We start from the raw sequence: 16,689 nt of genomic DNA, 5'->3' as shown, positions 1-16,689 counted from the left end.
TGAGGGGGCCGGGGAGAGGAAGAATTCCTTCTTCCTCTCCCCGGGACAGACCGACAGCCCAGAACCCCCGCCCGGCCCAAAAGCAGGCCCCGGCAGATCAACGGGCGGGAAGAAAGGGCTGGGAGGCTTCCCACAGCTGTTCCAGCCCATGGGCGGGCAGCAGCACGGTGCCGTCCGCGCCGCGGAGTGGGCGGGTGTTCACCGCCACGACCGGCGCGTCCCCCATGGTGTTCGCGATCCGCGCCCGGAGCGCGGCGTGAGCATCCGGCCCCGGCTCAGCATGGGTGAGGACGACCACGCACGGGATGCCCGCCTGACGCAGTGCCTCCGCCAGGGCGCCGAGGGTTCCGGGCCCGCCGAAGGCCCGTCCGGTTTCGGCATTCATCACCAGCCAGGCGAGATGCGGCCGCCGGGAGGGGCCGAGCGATGCGAGGAGCGCCTCCAGCCGCGCCACCTGTGCCGCGCTCTCCCCTGTCTCCAGCCCACGGGTGTCGCAGAGGGCCACGGGCAGGGCCGAGCCTCGCCCGTGCCAGCGGGCTCCGGCGGTCACCGGCGCGCCGGAGCCGGATTCGGCCGTGTCCTCGCCCAGGATGGCGTTCACCAGCGCGCTCTTCCCCGCGCCGGTCGGGCCCAGCAGCAGGATGCGGGCCCGTCGCGCCGCCCAGTCCGGCGCCGCCACCCCGGAACGGAAAAGGCCCGGGATGGCGCCGCGAAGCACCCCCCAGGCCCGGCTCAGGATGCCCATCCTCTTAGTTGAAAGTGATGGGCGGTGCCTCCTCGCCCATATCGGGCATCGGCACCTCGATGCGCACGCTGTTCGGGTCCACGCCCGTGCCCTTGTCCAACCAGTAGGTCACGCTTTCCGGCCAGAAGATCACGACGGCCACGATGATCAGCTGCAGCAGCACCCAGGGGATGGCGCCCCAGTAGATCTGGCTCGTCCGCACCTCCGGCGGGGCGACGCTGCGCAGGTAGAACAGCGCGAAGCCAAAGGGCGGGTGCATGAAGCTGGTCTGCAGGTTCACGCAGAGCAGGACGCCGAACCACACCGTGTCGATGCCAAGCTTCTGAGCCACCGGCGCCAGCAGCGGCACGACGATGAACGCGATCTCGAAGAAGTCGAGGAAGAAGGCGAGGAGGAAGACGAAGACGTTCACGAAGATCAGGAAGCCCGTCTGCCCGCCCGGAAGCTGGGTCAGCAGGTGCTCGATCCAGATGCCGCCATCCACGCCCTGGAACACCAGGGAGAAGACCGTCGCGCCCAGGAGCAGGAAGACCACCATCGCCGTGATGCGCGCGGTGTTCGCCATGGCCTCGCGCAGCAGGGCGTAGGTGAAGCGCCTGTTGATGATGGCCAGCAGGATCGCGCCCACGGCGCCCATGGCGCCCGCCTCGGTCGGCGTGGCGAGGCCGAGGAAGATCGTGCCCAGCACCAGGAACATCAGCACCGCCGACGGCACCATGCCGCGCAGCACTTTCCAGTAGAGGGTCCAGCCGCGCTCCGTCCGTGCCTCGGGCGGCAGCGGCGGCACCTTGTGCGGCGCGAAGATCGCCACGCCCAGGATGAACAGCACGAAGATCGAGACCTGCAGGATGGAGGGCCCGATCGCGCCCGCATACATGTCGCCCACCGAGCGGCCGAGCTGGTCGCCGAGGATGATGAGCACGAGGGAGGGCGGGATGAGCTGCGCGATCGTGCCGGAGGCCGCGATCACGCCCGTCGCGATCCTCTGGTCGTAGCCGTATTTCAGCATGATCGGCAGCGAGATCATGCCCATGGCGATGACGGAGGCCGCCACCGTGCCGGTGATGGCGCCGAGCACCGCGCCCACCAGCACCACCGCGATGGCCAGGCCGCCCGGCATCTTGCCGAAGAGCTGCCCGGTGCCCTCCAGCAGGTCCTCCGCCAGCCCGCAACGCTCCAGGATGGCGCCCATCAGGGTAAAGAAGGGGATGGCCAGCAGCAGGTCGTTCGAGAGCACGCCGAAGACGCGCAGCGGCAGGTTCGAGAGGAAGGCCATCGTGAAATAGCCGAGCTCGATCGAAATGAAGCCGAAGAACAGCCCCACCGCGGCGAGGCTGAAGGCCACGGGGAAGCCGATCAGCAGGAAGACCACCAGCCCCGCGAACATCAGCGGCGGCATGTATTCGACGTTCATTCTGCGCGTATCCGTCCTGGAGGGCCGCTACTGGACCGGCTTTTCATAGGTGAGCACGACCTCGGCATCGGTCCCGACGCCGCGCAGCAGGGCGATGCGCTTGATCAGCTCCGAAAAGCCCTGGAGCGAGATCAGGAGGAAGCCCAGCGGCAGTACGAGCTTCACGGGCCAGCGGATCAGGCCGCCCGCATTCTGGCTGGCCTCGTTGCGCACGAAGCTGTCCATGAAGAAGGGCCAGGTCATCCAGACCAGCAGGATCATGGCGGGGAAGAGGAAGAACAGGATCCCCAGAACGTCCACCCACAGCTTCTTCCGGTCGGACAGGTTGCCGTAGACCAGGTCCACACGCACATGGCCGTTGCGGTTGAGCGTATAGGCCGCGCCGAGCATGACCACCCCGGCGAAGAGATACCACTGCACCTCCAGCCAGGCGTTGGAGGACCATGAGGCCGCATAGCGCGACACCGCGTTGCCCGCGCTGATGACGCAAGCCGCGAGCACCATCCACTCCGCGGCCTTTCCGAAGACGGTGTTGATGCCGTCGATCAAACGGCTCAGGGCAAGAAGCGGCCTCATGGATTCTCCGTTCAGCGCCGGGGCTGGGCAGCCTGCTGCTGCTCCTGCGCCTGCATCAGGTAGACGAAGCTGTCATAGGAATTCTCGGCCACCCGGAACCACTGGAGCTGGGTGTCGCGGAAGGCCTTGAAGTGGTCGTAGACCTTCTTGAACCGCGGATTGGCCGCCGCCGTCTCGTCATACAGCTCGAAGGTCGCGCGGTAACAGGCCTGCATCACCTCGCGCGGGAAGGCGCGGAGCTGGGTGCCGGCCGCCACCAGCCGCCGCAGGGCCGGCGGGTTCTGGGCGTCGTACTTGGCGATCGTCTCGATCGTCGCATCCCGGCAGGCGCTGGTCAGCGCGTCCTTGTAGAGCTGGGGGAGCTCGTCGAACTTGGCCTTGTTGATGTGGAGCGAGAGGTTCAGCCCGCCCTCCCACCAACCGGGATAGTAGTAATAGGGCGCGACGCGGTTGAAGCCGAGCTTCTCATCGTCATAGGGGCCGATCCACTCGGCGGCGTCGATCGTGCCGCGCTCCAGCGCGGGGTAGATGTCCCCGCCCGCGATCTGCTGCGGCACGGCGCCGAGCTTCTGGATGACGTTGCCGGCGAAGCCGCCGATGCGGAACTTCAGGCCCTGCAGGTCCTGGACCGTCCGGATCTCCTTGCGGAACCAGCCACCCATCTGGGCACCCGTGTTGCCGGCCTGCAGGGAGACGATGTTGTAGCTCTCGAAGAAGTCCCGCATCACCTCATGCCCGCCGCCGGCGTTCAGCCAGGCGTTGAGCTGGCGGAAGTTCATGCCGAAGGGAACGGTGCCGTCGAAGGCAAAGGTGGGGTCCTTGCCGGTGAAGTAGTAGGAGGCCGTGTGGGAGCACTCGATCGTGCCCTGCTGGACCGCATCCACCGTACCGAAGGCCGGCACGATCTCGCCGGCCGCGAAGACGCGGATCTGGAACTTGCCGTCGGTCAAGGCGGCGACGCGCTTGGCCACATGCTCGCCGGCGCCATAGATGGTGTCGAGGCTCTTCGGGAAGGAGGAGGCGCAGCGCCAGCGCAGCTCCGGGGCGGACTGGGCGAGGGCGGGCGCGGCAAGCGTGGTGGCGGCGGCAGCGGCCAGAGGCGCCCCCGCGACGAAGCGACGTCGGTTCATCGGATGTTCGGCTCCCAAGGCGCCCATCGGCGCGGGCGTTCCACTCGCCATTAACTCTCCGGGCCGCCGCTGCCTAGCGGGGATATGGCGCGTGGAAGCCTTGTGGATGTTACGCTGCGTTCATGCAGCTATCCTGTCACTTCGGCCCAGCCATCCCGATCCTCCGGATGTTCGACATCCCGGCGACGCGGGGCTTCTATCTCGACTTCCTCGGCTTCTCCTGGGACTGGGAGCACCGATTCGCCCCGGACCTCCCGCTCTACGCCCAGGTCTCGCTCGGCGGGGTCGCGCTGCACCTTTCCCAGCATCATGGCGACGCCACGCCGGGCTCCGCCCTCCTGTTCCACATCCGCGGCATCGAGGCCTTCCATGCCGGGCTGATGGCCAAGGAATACAGCTTCGCCCGCCCGGGGCTGGAGGACGCGCCCTGGGGTGCCCGAACCCTCTCGGTCACGGATCCCGCGGGAAACCGCATCACCTTCAGCCAGCCCGGCTGAACGGCCGGGCGGTTCATCCTTCGTTCATCACCGATCCGGAATGCTGGGTCCGCCGGAAGAACCGGTGCCCCCTCAAGACGAGACCGGATCGACATGACCCCGACGAACAGCCCCTCCGCCCAGCCGCGCATGCTGTGTCCCATCCATTCCGCCGCCCTGATGGAGGGTCCGGCCGGGGTGGCGCTGCATCTGCACGGGGCTGATGGCGCACTGACCCAGGTGCCGCTGACCCTCGCCGCCCTGCGGGAAATCGCGGCCCTCGCCGGCGCCGCGGCCGCCAGCCATGCCGAGGCGCTGCCCAGCTCCTGACCCGCTGCTGAAACGCCGGTGCGCTGCGGGGCCGTTCCCCCCGCTCAGCCCAGCAGCGCCGCCACCTGCTCGGCCAGCTCCGCCTGGCGGTATGGCTTGTGCAGCACCGGAATATTGGCCGCCAGGGCCGCCAGCTCGGCATAGCCGGTGACCAGCAGGATCGGCAGGTCCGGCCGCATCGCCCGTGCCCGCTCTGACAATTCGGCGCCCGTCATGCGCGGCATGGCGAAATCCGCGACCATCAGCCGCACAGAGGGGTCGTTCTCAAGCACGTGCAGCGCGGACTGGCCGTCCTCGGCCTCCACCGTCTCGTGCCCAAGCTCTGAGAGGAAGCCCGCCGTCACCTCCCGCACGGTGGCGTCGTCATCCACCACCAGCACGCGGACAGGGTCCTGCGCCATCGGCGCATCCTGCGCCTCGCCTCCCTCCCGCGCCACCTCGGCCTCGCCCGCGGGCAGATAGAGCGTGACGCGCGTGCCCTCGCCCGGCGCGCTGTCGATCGTCATGCCGCCGCCGGATTGCCGAACGAGCCCATAGACCATGGACAGGCCGAGCCCCGTGCCCTTGCCCACCTCCTTGGTCGTGAAGAAGGGCTCGAAGACCCGCGCCAGCACCTCGGGCGGCATGCCCGTGCCCGTATCGGCCACGGAAACCCGCACATAGGACCCCGCCGCCAGTTCCGGCACCTCCTCCGGCCCGAGCGCCGCATTGGCGGTGGAGAGGGTGATGGTCCCGCCGCCCGGCATCGCATCGCGCGCATTGATGCAGAGATTGAGAAGCGCGAGTTCCAGCTGCCCGGGATCCACCATCGCCGTGCCCGGATGGGCCGCCAGCTCCCGCCGCACCACCACCGTGCCGCCCAGCGTGCGCGCCAGCAGGTCCCCCATGCCGAGGATGAGGCGGTTCACCGAGACGGCCCGCAGCGCCAGCTCGTTCTGGCGGGAGAAGGCCAGAAGCCGCCGCGTCAGCGCCGAGCCGCGCTCCGCCGCCATGGTGGCGTTGCGCAGCAGCCGCCGCAGCCCCGCCTCCTCCTCCCCCACCCGCCGCTCGGCGAGCTGAAGGCTGCCGAGGATGGCGGTGAGCAGGTTGTTGAAGTCATGCGCCACGCCCCCGGCCATGGTGCCGAGCGCCTGCATCTTGTCGGCCTGGCGCAGCCGCGACTCCATCTGCCGCGCCTCGGTCACGTCGCGCGCGATGGTCACCAGCACGCCGCCGCCCAGCGAAACGCGGCTCACCTGCATCCAGTGCGGCATGCCTTCCGGGCCATGCCGCTCCTCCAACTCCGACACGGCGCCCTCGACCAGCGCCGCGCGCTCGGCCCGGGCCAGGCGCGCGGCGGCGGCGGCATCCAGGAACTCCGCCTCGCGCCGGCCGAGGCAGGCCTGGAGTGGGGCGCCGAGCGTGGCCGCCTTGGCGGCGTTCAGCCGGAGGAAACGGCCCTCGGCATCCTTGAAGGAGAGCTCGTCCGGCAGGTTGTCCAGCAGCCCGCGCAGCAGCGCGCGCTCGGTCTCCAGCGCCCGCCGCAGCCCGTGCCGGTCCCGCGCGGCGGTGACCATGGCCAGCAGCGCCGCCGGCTCCCAGGGCTTGGATGCGTAGCCGGCGATGCGGCCGCGATTCACCGCGCCCACCACCGCGTCCAGCTCTGCATAGCCGGTCAGCAGCAGCGCCTCGGCGTCCGAATAGGCCCGCGCACGCTCGAGGAAGGCATCGCCCGTCAGCCCAGGCATCCGCTGGTCCGAGAGGATGACGGCGGGTGACAGCCCGCCCGCCAGCATCCTCAGCGCCTCCTCCGGCCGGGTGGTGGAGACGACGTCGAACCCGTCCTCGAGCAGGTCCGTCAGCGCGGTGAGGATCTCCGCCTCGTCATCGACGAGGAGGATGGTCGCCCGCTCCGGCCCCGCTGCCGGGGCCGGTGTCCTGTGGGGCTCGGCCAGCCGCTTGCCGGCGCCTCGTGCTGCATTCCCGTTCACGCCGCGGCCTCCATCGGCACGCGGATGGTGAAGCGGGCTCCGCCACCTCCGTCCTCCCAGCGCGCATCATCCACCGCAATGCTGCCGTGATGCGCCTCCACGACCGCATAGGCAATGGACAGGCCGAGGCCGGTGCCGGAGCCGACGGGCTTGGTGGTGAAGAAGGGTTCGAAGATCCGGGCGCGAATGGGTTCCGGCACGCCCGGGCCGCTATCCCAGACCTCGATGAGGTAATCCGGCCCCTCGGCGCGCGTGGCGACCCGAATCCGACCGGCCCCCTCGATCGCATCCGCCGCGTTGCCGATGATGTTCATCACCACCTGGTTCAGCAGGGCCGGGGAGCAGCGCAGGATCCGTGGCGCCGCGAGCTCCCGCTCCACCACGATCCGGTCGGACAGCTTGTGCGTCAACAGCACGAGCACCGTGCCGATCGCTTCCGGCACGTCCACCTCCTGCGCGCCGCCCTCCTCCAGCCGGGAGAACTTCCGCAGGTTCTGCACGAGGTCCTGGATGCGCCGCAGACCGAGCGTCATCGATTCGGCCCGGGCCATGGCCTTCTCCACCGCGCGCGCGGCCTCCGCATCCCCCGTCACGCGCGGCGCGACCTGCGCGAGCAGCCGCGATACCGTGCCCTGATGCGCCAGGATGAAGGCGAGCGGGTTGTTGATCTCATGCGCGATGCCGGCCACCAGCTCGCCCAGCGAGGCCATCTTCGCGGCCTGCACGAGCTTGCCCTGCGTGTCGCGCAGCGCCTTGTTGGTCGATTCCAGCTCGGTGTTGGCCCGCTCCAGCGCACCGGCCAGCGCCGCCCGCGCCTCGGCGGAGGCCGCTTCCGCCCGGGCGCGCTCCACCTCCCGCAACCGGTCGCGCAGCGCACCCTCGATGCGGCGGTTCTCCTCCCGCAGCAGCTTGCGGCGCACCAGGGCGCGGACGCGCAGGCGGATGGCCTCGGCACCCGCCTCGGCCGGCAGCACGTCGTCGGCCCCGGCCTCGAAGGCGGCGGTCGGGGTGCTGCGGCTTCCGTCCAGCGCGACGATCCGGAAATCCGCTCGCTCGCCCGTCGCGCGGGAGCGCAGCATGTCCAGCCGGCGGCACAGCGAAAGCCCCTCCGGCCCAAGCCCCGCGAGGTTCACCAGAACCCCGTCCCAGGACTCCTCCGCCGCTGCGGGCCGCGTGGCGGCGGCCTCGGCCTCGGCGCTGCCCACGGCCACCACGCTGTCTCCATCCCCCGCCAGCAGGGTGGAGAGCCAGAGCCGGTGCGTCGGGCTGTCATCTACCAGGAGAAGCCGGGCGCGGCGGAAGCCGGCGCCGGGCGAATCGGGCATGCCCTCGCGGTCGCTCGCGCTCCGCCGGAGCAGGGCGCGCAGCCGCAGCAGGATCAGCTCCCGCCCTGCGGATTTGGGGGCATAGGCATCGGCCCCGCTCTCCAGCCCCTGGCGCTCCAGATCGCCGCCATGCGCGCCGCCCTCGGCATCGGTCAGCATCAGCACGGGCAGCGCGCGGGCGCGGACATTCAGCCGGATGCGACGCACCAGCTCGTCGCCATTCATGCCGGGCAGGTGGTAATCCGCGATCACGAGGTCCGGCAGCGGGCCGTTCAGCCCATCCAGCGCCGCTTCCGCCGAGGCCGCGCGGGTGACGGCGAAGCCCTCGCTCTCCAGCATCCGGCGGAGCTGAAGCGCCTGGGTCTCCGAATCCTCGACCAGCAAGATGCGCGGGGCTTCCCCCGTCGCCTGCCGCCAGGCGGCCCCGGCGCTCACGATGCATCCCCGCTCACGATGCGTCCGTCCCCACGGCCTTCAGCAGGCGCGGCCCGATGAGGTCCAGAGGCAGCAGCGCCGAGACCCCGCCCATGCGTGCCGCCGCGGCCGGCATGCCATACACCACGGCCGTCGTTTCGTCTTCGGCGAGGGTGAAGCCGCCCGCGGCATGCAGGGCTGTCAGGCCCCGTGCGCCATCCTCCCCCATGCCGGTGAGCAGAATGCCCAAGCCCCGCGGCCCGAGGTGACGGGCCATGGACTGGAACAGCACATCCGCCGCCGGCCGCTGCCCGCCCACCGGCGGCGCCTCGCTCACCTGCAGCAGCCCGCCGGCGGTGATGCCGAGATGCCGGTCGCCCGGCGCGACATAGACATGGCCGGGGCGCGGCACCTCGCGGTCCCTCGCGATCCGCACGGGGGGCGCCACCAGCCCGTCCAGCCAGGCGGCGAAACCCTCCATGAAGGGCGCGCCCATGTGCTGCACCAGCAGCACCGGCGCCGTGAAATCCTGGGGAAGGGCGCCGAGCACGCGCGCCAGGGCCGGGGGGCCGCCGGTGGAGGCCGCGATGCCCACCAGGGCCGGGCGGGAGGGCAGGATCGGCGGAACCGGTCGGGCCGGGCGCTGCACCGCCGCCGGCGCCAGGCTGGAAGGGCGCCGCCGGATCACCGGCACCTGGCTCATGATGTAGAGTTGGGTGCAGATCGCCTCCGCCACCCGCTCCCACCCTTCCCGCGCGGGGCCGAGCGGCTTCTCCACCACCGTCAGCGCCCCGGCCCGGAGCGCGTTCATGGAAATGCGGAGTCCACGCTCCTCCACCGCATCGGCGATCACCACGATCGGGGTCGGGCGCTCGGCCATGATCCGGCGCGTCGCCTCCAGCCCGTCCATCCCGGGCAGGCGGATATCCATGGAGATGACGTCGGGCCGCACCCGCTCCAGCTCCGCCAGCGCCTCCTCGGCCGAGGCGACGGCGGCCGCCAGCTGCAGCCGCGGATCGCGCGAGACGATATGCGCCAGCAGCTGCCGCACCACGGCACTATCCTCGACGATCATCACGCGAACCGGCTTGCTCAAGGCAGATCTCAGATCAGCTGGCCGATGGCGGCCAGCAGGGCCTGCTGGTCGAAGCCCTGCTTGGTCAGATAAGCACTCGCGCCCAATTCCATGCCCCGTTGCACATCGCCCGGGCTGTCGCGGGAGGTCATCAGAATCACCGGCAGCCCCGAAAGCGCGGGGTCGGCCCTGATCGCCTCCAAAAGGCCGAATCCGTCCATGCGGGGCATTTCGACGTCGGCGAGGACAAGGTCAACCGACACGCCGGGTTCGCGCAGAGAGTTGAGCGCCTCCACCCCGTCCACGGCGAGGGTCACGCGGTAGCCGCCCGCCTCCAGGATGCTGCGTTCCAGCGTGCGGGTCGTGATCGAATCGTCCACCACCAGCACATGGCGCTGCCGCCGCTCGGGCGCGGGGGGAGGGGCGGTGGCGGCCGGGCGCAGCGCCTCGCGCAGGCCGCGGTCCAGGATGCCGTCGGGGCGCAGCACCAGCGCCACCGCATCCCCCTCCAGCAGGGCCGCCCCGGAGACGAGCGCGGCATCCACCCCCGGCGCATCCACCTCCGTCACCACCAGGCTCCGCGCATCGCACAGCGCCGAGACCGCCAGGGCCAGCCTGGCGCCGCCGCGCGCCAGCAGCACGGCGGGGATATGCCCCTCCACCGTCTCCTCCGACCGCCCGAGCAGGGCGGCGAGGGAGACCACCGGCACCAGCGCCTCCGCCCCGCCCAGCCTCAGCCGCGCGACCGGCCGCCCCTCGGCCGTGGTCAGGGCGGCCCGGTCCAGCCGCAGCATGGGGCCGACCGAAACCAGCCCGTGCCCGCCCGGCAGGCCGAAGACCTGCCCGCCCGCCTCCAGCAGCAGCACGGCGCGCCGGCCGGTGGAGGGCGGCAGCGCGATCACCACCTCGGCGCCGCCGGCCGGGCGGGGCCGCAGCACCGCGCCCCCATGCAGCGCCACCGCCGCCTCCGCGACCACGGAGAGCCCCATTCCCCGGCCGGAGAGATGATCCACCGCCTCGGCCGTGGAGAAGCCCGGCTCGAAAACCAGGCCGAGAAGCTGCTCCGGTGGCGGTGGGGCGCCGCCCGGCGGGCGGGGTGCGACCAGCCCCTGGCGCACCGCCTGCGCCTCGATCGCCGGGAGATCCGGCCCCGGCCCGTTATCCCAGACTGTGACGGTCAGCCCGCCATCATTGGCTGCCAGCCGCAACCCGATCTCGGCCCGCCGCCCATCCCGCGGGGCGCCATGGCCGAGGGCGTTGCGGAGCAGGTGCAGAACCGGGTCCTTCAGCGCCTGCAGCACCCGGCGCTCGGCCTGGGCCTCCAGCCCCTCGGTGCGGATGGTGACCTCCCGCCCGGCTTCGCGCGCCATCTCCCGGGCCGCCGCCGCCAGCGGGCCGAGCACGGTGGCAGCCGGCACCAGGGCGATCGCCTCCACCTCCTCCCGGAGATTTCCCGCGGCGCGCTCCAGCGCCGCCTCATCGGCCCGCGTCTGGCGGGAGAGGCCGGCGACGCGCCGCGTTACCTCGCCGAGCGCCGCCTCGAAGCCCCGCAGCCGGGGGGCGATGCTGGCATCGGCGGGCAGGATGGCGCGCAGTCCTTCCCAGCCCCGGCGTAGGGCGCGCAGCTCCGCCTCCACCCCGCGCAGCCCGGCGGCGGTGGAATCCTGCCGCTGGATCAGCGCCTTCACCCCGTACATGGCGGCGGAAAGGCGCTCGACCCGCCCCGCCTCCACGCGCAAATAGCCCTCGGCCAGGGGAGCGGCCGGGTGGGGCGCAGAGGGCGCCGCGGGAGCAGGCGGCGCGGCGGAGCCGGCCGGATCATCCTGTGCCTCGCGAGGCGCCTCACCCAGCGTCTCACTGGGCGCTTCCCCAGGTGCTTCCCGAGGGGCCTCGGGTGCGGGTGCCCCGGCCAAGGCCGCCAGGACGGCCTCCACCGGCGGCGGCGGTTCGCCGCTGGCCATGGCGGCCGCCTGTGCCTCGATGGCATCGAGCCCGCGGTGCAGCAGGGCCAGGCGGGGCGCCGGAAGATGGGCGGCGCCGCCCCCGGCCACATCCATCTCCCCCGCCAGCAGCGCCTCGACCGCATGGGCCAGCGCCTCCAGCCCCGGCAGGTCCACCGCGCGGGCCGCGCCCTTCAGCGAATGCGCGCGGCGGAACACCTCGCGCAGCGCCGCGGCCTCAAGCGTGACGGCGCCGGAGCCGTCCTCGGCGCCCAGGGCGTCGCGGATGGCGGCCAGGTGCTCGCGATGCTCGGCCGCGAAGGCGGCCAGCAGCTCCGCGCGGAAGTCGGACACGCGCCGCGCCCGCTGTTACAGCCGGTACCGGTCGGCCAGCCGCACCAGGCCCTGGCTCAGCCCCGCCATGTTCGCCGCCGCCTGGTCGAGCTGCCGTGTCCCGGCGGCGGTCTGCTGGCTGGCCTGGCGGATGTTGGTCAGCGCCCCCATCACCTGCTCGATGCCGAGCTGCTGCTGATTCGTGCTGGCGACGATCTGCTGGAAGGTCTGCACCGCCTCCTGCACGCGCGCGGTGATCTCGCGGATCGTCTCGTGGCTCATCGCCGTGCGGTCGCGCCCGGCCAGCGCGCGCTTCACCGCCTCCTCCGTCAGCATGACGGAGGAATTGATGCCCCGCTGGATGTCGCCGAGATTGGCCCGCACCTGCGCGGTGGCCTCCTTCGCCTGGTCCGCCAGGGACTTCAGCTCGGCCGCGACCACCGAGAAGCTGCGCCCCGCCTCGCCCGCCGCCGCCGCCTCGATGGCCGCGTTCAGCGCCAGGAGATGACTGCGCTCGGAGATGTCGTTGACCGTCGCGGTGATCTCGCCGATTGCCTGGGTCTTCTCGCTCAGCGCGATGATGTTCTCCGCCACGCGCTCCGCCTGCTCGCGGATGCCGTCCATGGCGTGCACCGTCTCCTCCACGGCGCGCAGCCCGTTGTCGCTGGTGCGGACGGTCGCCTGGGCGGCTGCGATCACCTCCTGCGCGCGCTTGCCGATCTGCGCGCCGGAATGGGTGATCTCGTCCACCGTGGCGGCCGTCTCCTGCACGGCGGCCAGCTGCTCCTCCACACTCGCCGCCTGCTCCTGCGTGCTCGCGCGGATCTCGGCGGTGGCGGCGTCCAGCTGATGCGTCGCGTCGCGGCTCTGGCGGGCGATCTCGCGCAGCCCCTCGACCATGGCGTTCATCGTCGCGCCCAGCCGGCCGAACTCGTCGGTGCCCTCGCGCGCCGGGGTGCCGGCCAGGTCGCCGCGGCCGATCCGCTGGACGAAGTCCATCAGGCCCTCCAGCGGCTTGGCGATGGCCCGGCGGACCAGGATGGAAACGAGCACCGCGAGCAGGACCGCGATGCCCATGCCCACGAGGATCAGCGTGCGCGAGCCATCGGAAATCTCATCCACACGCTGCTGCCCGATGGCGGAAAGCCGGTCGATCCCCGTCTCCACCCGGTCGAGCGCCGTATCCAGATCGCGCGCGCTGGCGGCGACGCCCGGCTCGGCGGCCATGACCGCGGCGGCGTCATCCGCGGCTATGGAGCGCAGCTTCGCATCCACCCGCTCCCGGTGCCGGTTCAGCGAGGTGGAGACCTCGTTCAGGCTGAGCACGACCCGCTGCCAGGCCTCCCGCCGTTCGGGCGCGATAGCCTGCGCCGAGAAGCTCTGCGCCGCGGCGGAGGTCTCGTTCATCGCGGCGACCATCCGCTCGCTGGCGCGCTGCCATTCCCCGACCGGCACCGCCTCCGTCACCACGCCCGGGACCGCGCGGCGGCCGAGATAGGTGATCATGATGCGCGAGCGGACATCGCGCATCTCGTTCTGCCCGTTCCGAATGGCCGCGACCTGCTTGGCCACGCCGATGTCGCGGGTGGAGACGAGGCGGCTGGCGTTCCGCACGGTCTCGAACTGGTCGAGGCTCCAGAGGCCGAGAAGGATGTTCAGCAGCGTCAGCGTCACGAAGCCCAGCAGGGCGCGGTTGGTGATGGACACGCGGTCAGGCTCCGGACCTGGGGGAGGGAGGGGCGGCATAGGGCCGCAGGAGGCGGTCAAGGTCGAGCACGGCGATCACCGCGTCGTCCCCGGGCAGAAGGCCGTGGAAGGCGATGCCGGGCGGGCTGGGTGGCGCGCGGTCCGCCGGCAGGGGCATGGGGGCCGCGGAGGCCAGCACCCGCCCGACCCGCAATGCGAGACGCCGCCCGGCCGGCGCGCCGGCAAGCGGGCGCAGCAGCACGTCATGCTCGCCGGCGCCGGCCTGGCTCCCCAGGCCGAGCAGGGCGGCGAGGTCGAGCACCGCGTGCAGCCGCCCGACACGGGCCCGCAGCCCGAGCACGGCGGGCGGGCTGCCGGGCAGGGGGCAGGGAGGCTCGGAGGGCAGCACCTCGGCCGCGCCTTCCAGCGGCAGGCCGAAGAGCTCCTCCCCCAGCGCGAGCAGCAGCACCGGCGCGGCCAGATTCGGCGCCGCGGTGCCGCGGCGGGCCAGCTGGCGCGTGCGCTCCTCGAGAAGCCGCGCCGCGCGGTCCTCTCCGATGGCGCCGATGACGCCCGGGTCTGGCAGGAAGCGCAGGGCCATCAGGCACGTCCCCCGTCAAGCGGCGCCTGCATGCCGCCGAGATGATGGCGCACGAGGCCGAGAAGCGTCTCCGCGGTCATCCCGTCCCCCTCCTCCAGCACCGTGTCGCCGGGCAGGGCACGGGCCAGGCGCGCGGCGTTGGCCATGCTGCGCCGGCCCGCTTCCGCCGCACCCCGGTCCAGCAGCAGGAGGCCGAGCTGGTAGTGCGCCGCCACGAAGCCGCTGTCGAGGTAGAGGGCGCGGCGAAGGGCCGCCTCGGCCGCCGCCATGTCGCCCAGCGCCCGCGCCACCAGCCCGTCCAGAAGCTGCATGGCCGCGTCGGTCGGGTGCGCGCGCAGCCCGGCGCGCAGGGTGGCGCGCGCCGCGTCCAGCGCGCCCGAATCGGCCTCTGCCCTCGCGCGGTCCACCAGGGCACGCCGGTCCTCCGCCGGGGCGGGCGTGATCGGCGCGGCCGGGGAAACAAGGGGGCCCGGCACGGGGGTGGGGCGCGGAGGCGCGGCCTCCCGCACCGGCGCCTCGATGGGCGAGGGCGGCGCGAGGTGAGGCGCCGCGACAGGCGGCACGGGCGAAGGCGAGGGCGAAGCGGCGGGCGATGGTAGCGCGGGCGGGGGTGCCACCCCCGGCTCCATCGGCCGCCAAGCCGTGGTTCCGGTCAGCGCGATGGCACGGAGAAAGGCCCCGAAGCTCGGATCGGGCTCCGCATGGCCGAGCAGGAGCCAGCCATCCGGCACCAGCCGCTCTCCCAGCGCGCGCACCAGGGCGGGCACCGTATCCCGGTCGAAATAGATGAGCACGTTGCGGCAGAGGATGAGGTCGAAGCCGGTCATGCTCAGCGGAAGGCTGTCGTCCAGCAGCCCCAGCAGGTTCTGCCGCTCGAAGCGCACCGTGCCCCGGTGCTCCGGGCGAAGCTGCCAGGCTTGGTTGCCCTCCACCGGCAGGAAGTCCCGCAGGCGCTCCTCCAGGTCCATGCCGCGCAGCGCCCAGGGGCTGAAGCGCGCCGCGCGCGCCGCCTCCAGCGCCGCGTCGCTGATATCCGTGCCGAGGATGCTGATGCTCCACTCCCGATGCGCGGCCCCGAGCAGGCGGCGCAGCAGGATCGCGACCGAATAGGGCTCCGCCCCGGTGGAGCAGCCGGCGGACCAGATGCGGAGCCGCCTCGATTCGGCCCGCCGGCCGATGAGCCCGGGCAGGATGGTGTCGCGCAGCGCCGCGAACTGCCCGGCATCGCGGAAGAAGAAGGTCTCCCCGATGGTGATCGCGGCCTCGAGCGCGGCCCATTCCGCCTCGCCCTCCGCCGCATCGGCGAGCAGCGCGGCATAGCCCGCGGCATTGCCCGCGCCGCTGGCCCGGATGCGCCGCCGCAGCCTCTCCCAGAGGGAGGCGTCCTTGTCCTCGTAATAGGCATGGCCGGTGCGGGCGATGATGCGGCGCTTCAGCTCCGCGAAGGCCGGGTCGTCCAGTGGAGGCTGGCTGGGCAGGTCGGCCATGGGCCCGCGCGACGCCTCGCGCGCGGGGCCGCTCACGGACCCGCCAGCGGGGCCACCGGCGGGCCCACTCGAGCGGCCACTCACGGGGCCTCCCGCAGTGCCTCCCCGGCCCCCTCCCAGCGGGCCAGCCGCTCCTGGGCCTGGCGGGAAAGGGCATCGAGGATGGCCGCTTCCTGCGCGAGGAGGAGCCTGCCGGGATCCAGCAGATGCAGGTTCCGCCCCTCGAACTCCACCGCTCCGGCGACGACGTCGCCGAGGGAGAGCCCCTCCTCGGCCGGGCGGAGAGGCAGGCCGGGCGGCACCACATCCGCCACCCGGTCCACCAGCAGGGCCACCGGCCCGGCCAGCCCATCCCGCTCCAGCAGGATGAGGTGGCGGTAGGGATGCGGCTCGCCCGGCGCCAGGCCGAGCAACCGCGCGGGCTCCAGCACGGGAACGGCGGTGCCGCCGAGATTGAGGAAGCCCGAGAGCGGCGCCGGCAGGCCGGGCGGCGCATCCAGCCGCGGCAGGGGCAGCAGCGCCCGCACGGCCTCGCGCGGAAGGGCGCAGACGACGTTGCCCATGGCGAAGAGCACCAGCGCCCCGGCCGTGGCCTCGTCAGAGGCTCCGGCGGGCGTCTCGAAGCAGGCTTCGGAGGCAGGCAACGCGGCCATCGGCATCCTCGTGAGGGAGCGATGGCGGTAACACGGGGCCACCGGGCGGGCCAAGCCGCGCCGGGCCGCCACCCCCGTGGCGGCCCCGGGCTGTCACGCCGCGCGGATCTCGGCGAGGAAGCGGTCCACCCGTCCGCGGAGCTGCTCGGATTGCTGGGCGAGCTCGGCGGAGGCGGCGCGGAGCTGGTCCGCCGCCGCCCCGGTGCGCTCGGCGCCCTCGGTCACGCCCGCCGTGTGGCGCGAGACCTCCTGCGTGCCCGAGGCCGCCTCGGAGACGGCCCGCCCGATCTCGCGGGTCGCCGCCGTCTGCTCCTCGGCGGCAGCCGCCACCTGGGCAGTGATGCTGTTCATCTCCTCGATCGTGCGCACGATCCCCCCGATCGCCTGCACCGCCCGCGCCGTCTCGCCCTGCATGGCCGAGATCTGGGCGCCGATCTGCTCGGTCGCCTTGGCCGTCTGCGCCGCCAGCGTCTTCACCTCGCTCGCCACCACGGCAAAGCCACGCCCCGCCTCCCCGGCCCGCGCCGCCTCGAT

The 16,689-nt window shown here is 72.5% G+C and carries 15 protein-coding genes; 2 read left to right on the top strand and 13 right to left on the bottom strand.

Annotation, left to right across the window (positions count from 1 at the left end; genetic code table 11):
- Positions 1–97: 97 nt before the first annotated feature.
- From BUB97_RS16925 to BUB97_RS16910, 4 genes are read right to left on the bottom strand one after another with little or no spacing between them, the layout of a single operon-like run.
- Positions 98–745 (bottom strand): GTPase, encoded by a 648-nt coding sequence (locus tag BUB97_RS16925; protein WP_073136877.1) that lies wholly within the window; start codon positions 743–745, stop codon positions 98–100.
- A gap of 4 nt (positions 746–749) precedes the next feature.
- Positions 750–2,159, bottom strand: coding sequence for a TRAP transporter large permease (locus BUB97_RS16920; RefSeq protein ID WP_073136875.1), 1,410 nt, complete (start codon positions 2,157–2,159; stop codon positions 750–752).
- A 27-nt stretch (positions 2,160–2,186) separates the two neighbouring features.
- The gene (locus tag BUB97_RS16915) at positions 2,187–2,735 is read right to left on the bottom strand and encodes a TRAP transporter small permease subunit (protein WP_073136873.1); all 549 of its coding nucleotides are present in this window, start codon (positions 2,733–2,735) and stop codon (positions 2,187–2,189) included.
- An 11-nt stretch (positions 2,736–2,746) separates the two neighbouring features.
- The gene (locus BUB97_RS16910; RefSeq protein WP_073136994.1) at positions 2,747–3,865 is read right to left on the bottom strand and encodes a TRAP transporter substrate-binding protein; all 1,119 of its coding nucleotides are present in this window, start codon (positions 3,863–3,865) and stop codon (positions 2,747–2,749) included.
- 122 nt (positions 3,866–3,987) lie between these two features.
- On the opposite strand from BUB97_RS16910, the gene BUB97_RS16905 reads away from it, so the two are divergent.
- Complete coding sequence (locus BUB97_RS16905) at positions 3,988–4,362, top strand: glyoxalase superfamily protein (protein WP_073136871.1); 375 nt, start codon at positions 3,988–3,990, stop codon at positions 4,360–4,362.
- 93 nt (positions 4,363–4,455) lie between these two features.
- Entirely contained in the window at positions 4,456–4,671 is a 216-nt protein-coding gene (locus tag BUB97_RS16900; protein WP_073136869.1) for a hypothetical protein, read from the top strand.
- A 44-nt stretch (positions 4,672–4,715) separates the two neighbouring features.
- Here BUB97_RS16900 and BUB97_RS16895 read toward each other — a convergent pair whose 3' ends face one another.
- The 9 genes from BUB97_RS16895 to BUB97_RS16855 all read right to left on the bottom strand — a co-directional run.
- Positions 4,716–6,641 carry a response regulator gene (locus BUB97_RS16895; protein ID WP_245818337.1) on the bottom strand — a complete coding sequence of 642 codons (1,926 nt, stop codon included), beginning with the start codon at positions 6,639–6,641 and terminating at the stop codon, positions 4,716–4,718.
- Positions 6,638–8,401 carry an ATP-binding protein gene (locus BUB97_RS16890; protein ID WP_073136867.1) on the bottom strand — a complete coding sequence of 588 codons (1,764 nt, stop codon included), beginning with the start codon at positions 8,399–8,401 and terminating at the stop codon, positions 6,638–6,640. The genes BUB97_RS16895 and BUB97_RS16890 overlap by 4 nt, the downstream gene beginning before the upstream one ends.
- Positions 8,402–8,414: 13 nt before the next feature.
- Positions 8,415–9,476: a chemotaxis-specific protein-glutamate methyltransferase CheB gene (gene cheB, locus BUB97_RS16885; protein ID WP_073136864.1), complete on the bottom strand. Its 1,062-nt coding sequence runs from the start codon at positions 9,474–9,476 to the stop codon at positions 8,415–8,417.
- Positions 9,477–9,484: 8 nt separating this feature from the next.
- Positions 9,485–11,749: an ATP-binding response regulator gene (locus BUB97_RS16880; RefSeq protein ID WP_073136862.1), complete on the bottom strand. Its 2,265-nt coding sequence runs from the start codon at positions 11,747–11,749 to the stop codon at positions 9,485–9,487.
- A 15-nt stretch (positions 11,750–11,764) separates the two neighbouring features.
- Entirely contained in the window at positions 11,765–13,435 is a 1,671-nt protein-coding gene (locus BUB97_RS16875) for a methyl-accepting chemotaxis protein (RefSeq protein ID WP_217659695.1), read from the bottom strand.
- A gap of 4 nt (positions 13,436–13,439) precedes the next feature.
- Positions 13,440–14,015, bottom strand: a complete 576-nt coding sequence (locus tag BUB97_RS16870; protein ID WP_086062276.1) for a chemotaxis protein CheW — start codon at positions 14,013–14,015, stop codon at positions 13,440–13,442.
- A complete protein-coding gene (locus tag BUB97_RS16865; RefSeq protein WP_245818336.1) occupies positions 14,015–15,538 on the bottom strand; it encodes a CheR family methyltransferase in 1,524 nt (507 codons plus the stop codon). The genes BUB97_RS16870 and BUB97_RS16865 overlap by 1 nt, the downstream gene beginning before the upstream one ends.
- Positions 15,539–15,582: 44 nt before the next feature.
- Positions 15,583–16,155: a chemotaxis protein CheW gene (locus tag BUB97_RS16860; RefSeq protein WP_073136856.1), complete on the bottom strand. Its 573-nt coding sequence runs from the start codon at positions 16,153–16,155 to the stop codon at positions 15,583–15,585.
- A gap of 93 nt (positions 16,156–16,248) precedes the next feature.
- The coding region (locus tag BUB97_RS16855) for a methyl-accepting chemotaxis protein (protein WP_245818335.1) at positions 16,249–16,689 on the bottom strand (441 nt) is incomplete at its 5' end.

The sequence above is a fragment of the Muricoccus roseus genome (assembly GCF_900141905.1).
Lineage (GTDB): Bacteria > Pseudomonadota > Alphaproteobacteria > Acetobacterales > Acetobacteraceae > Roseomonas > Roseomonas rosea.
Note: the sequence above shows the minus strand (reverse complement) of the source record. Positions and strands in the feature narration are given on the sequence as shown.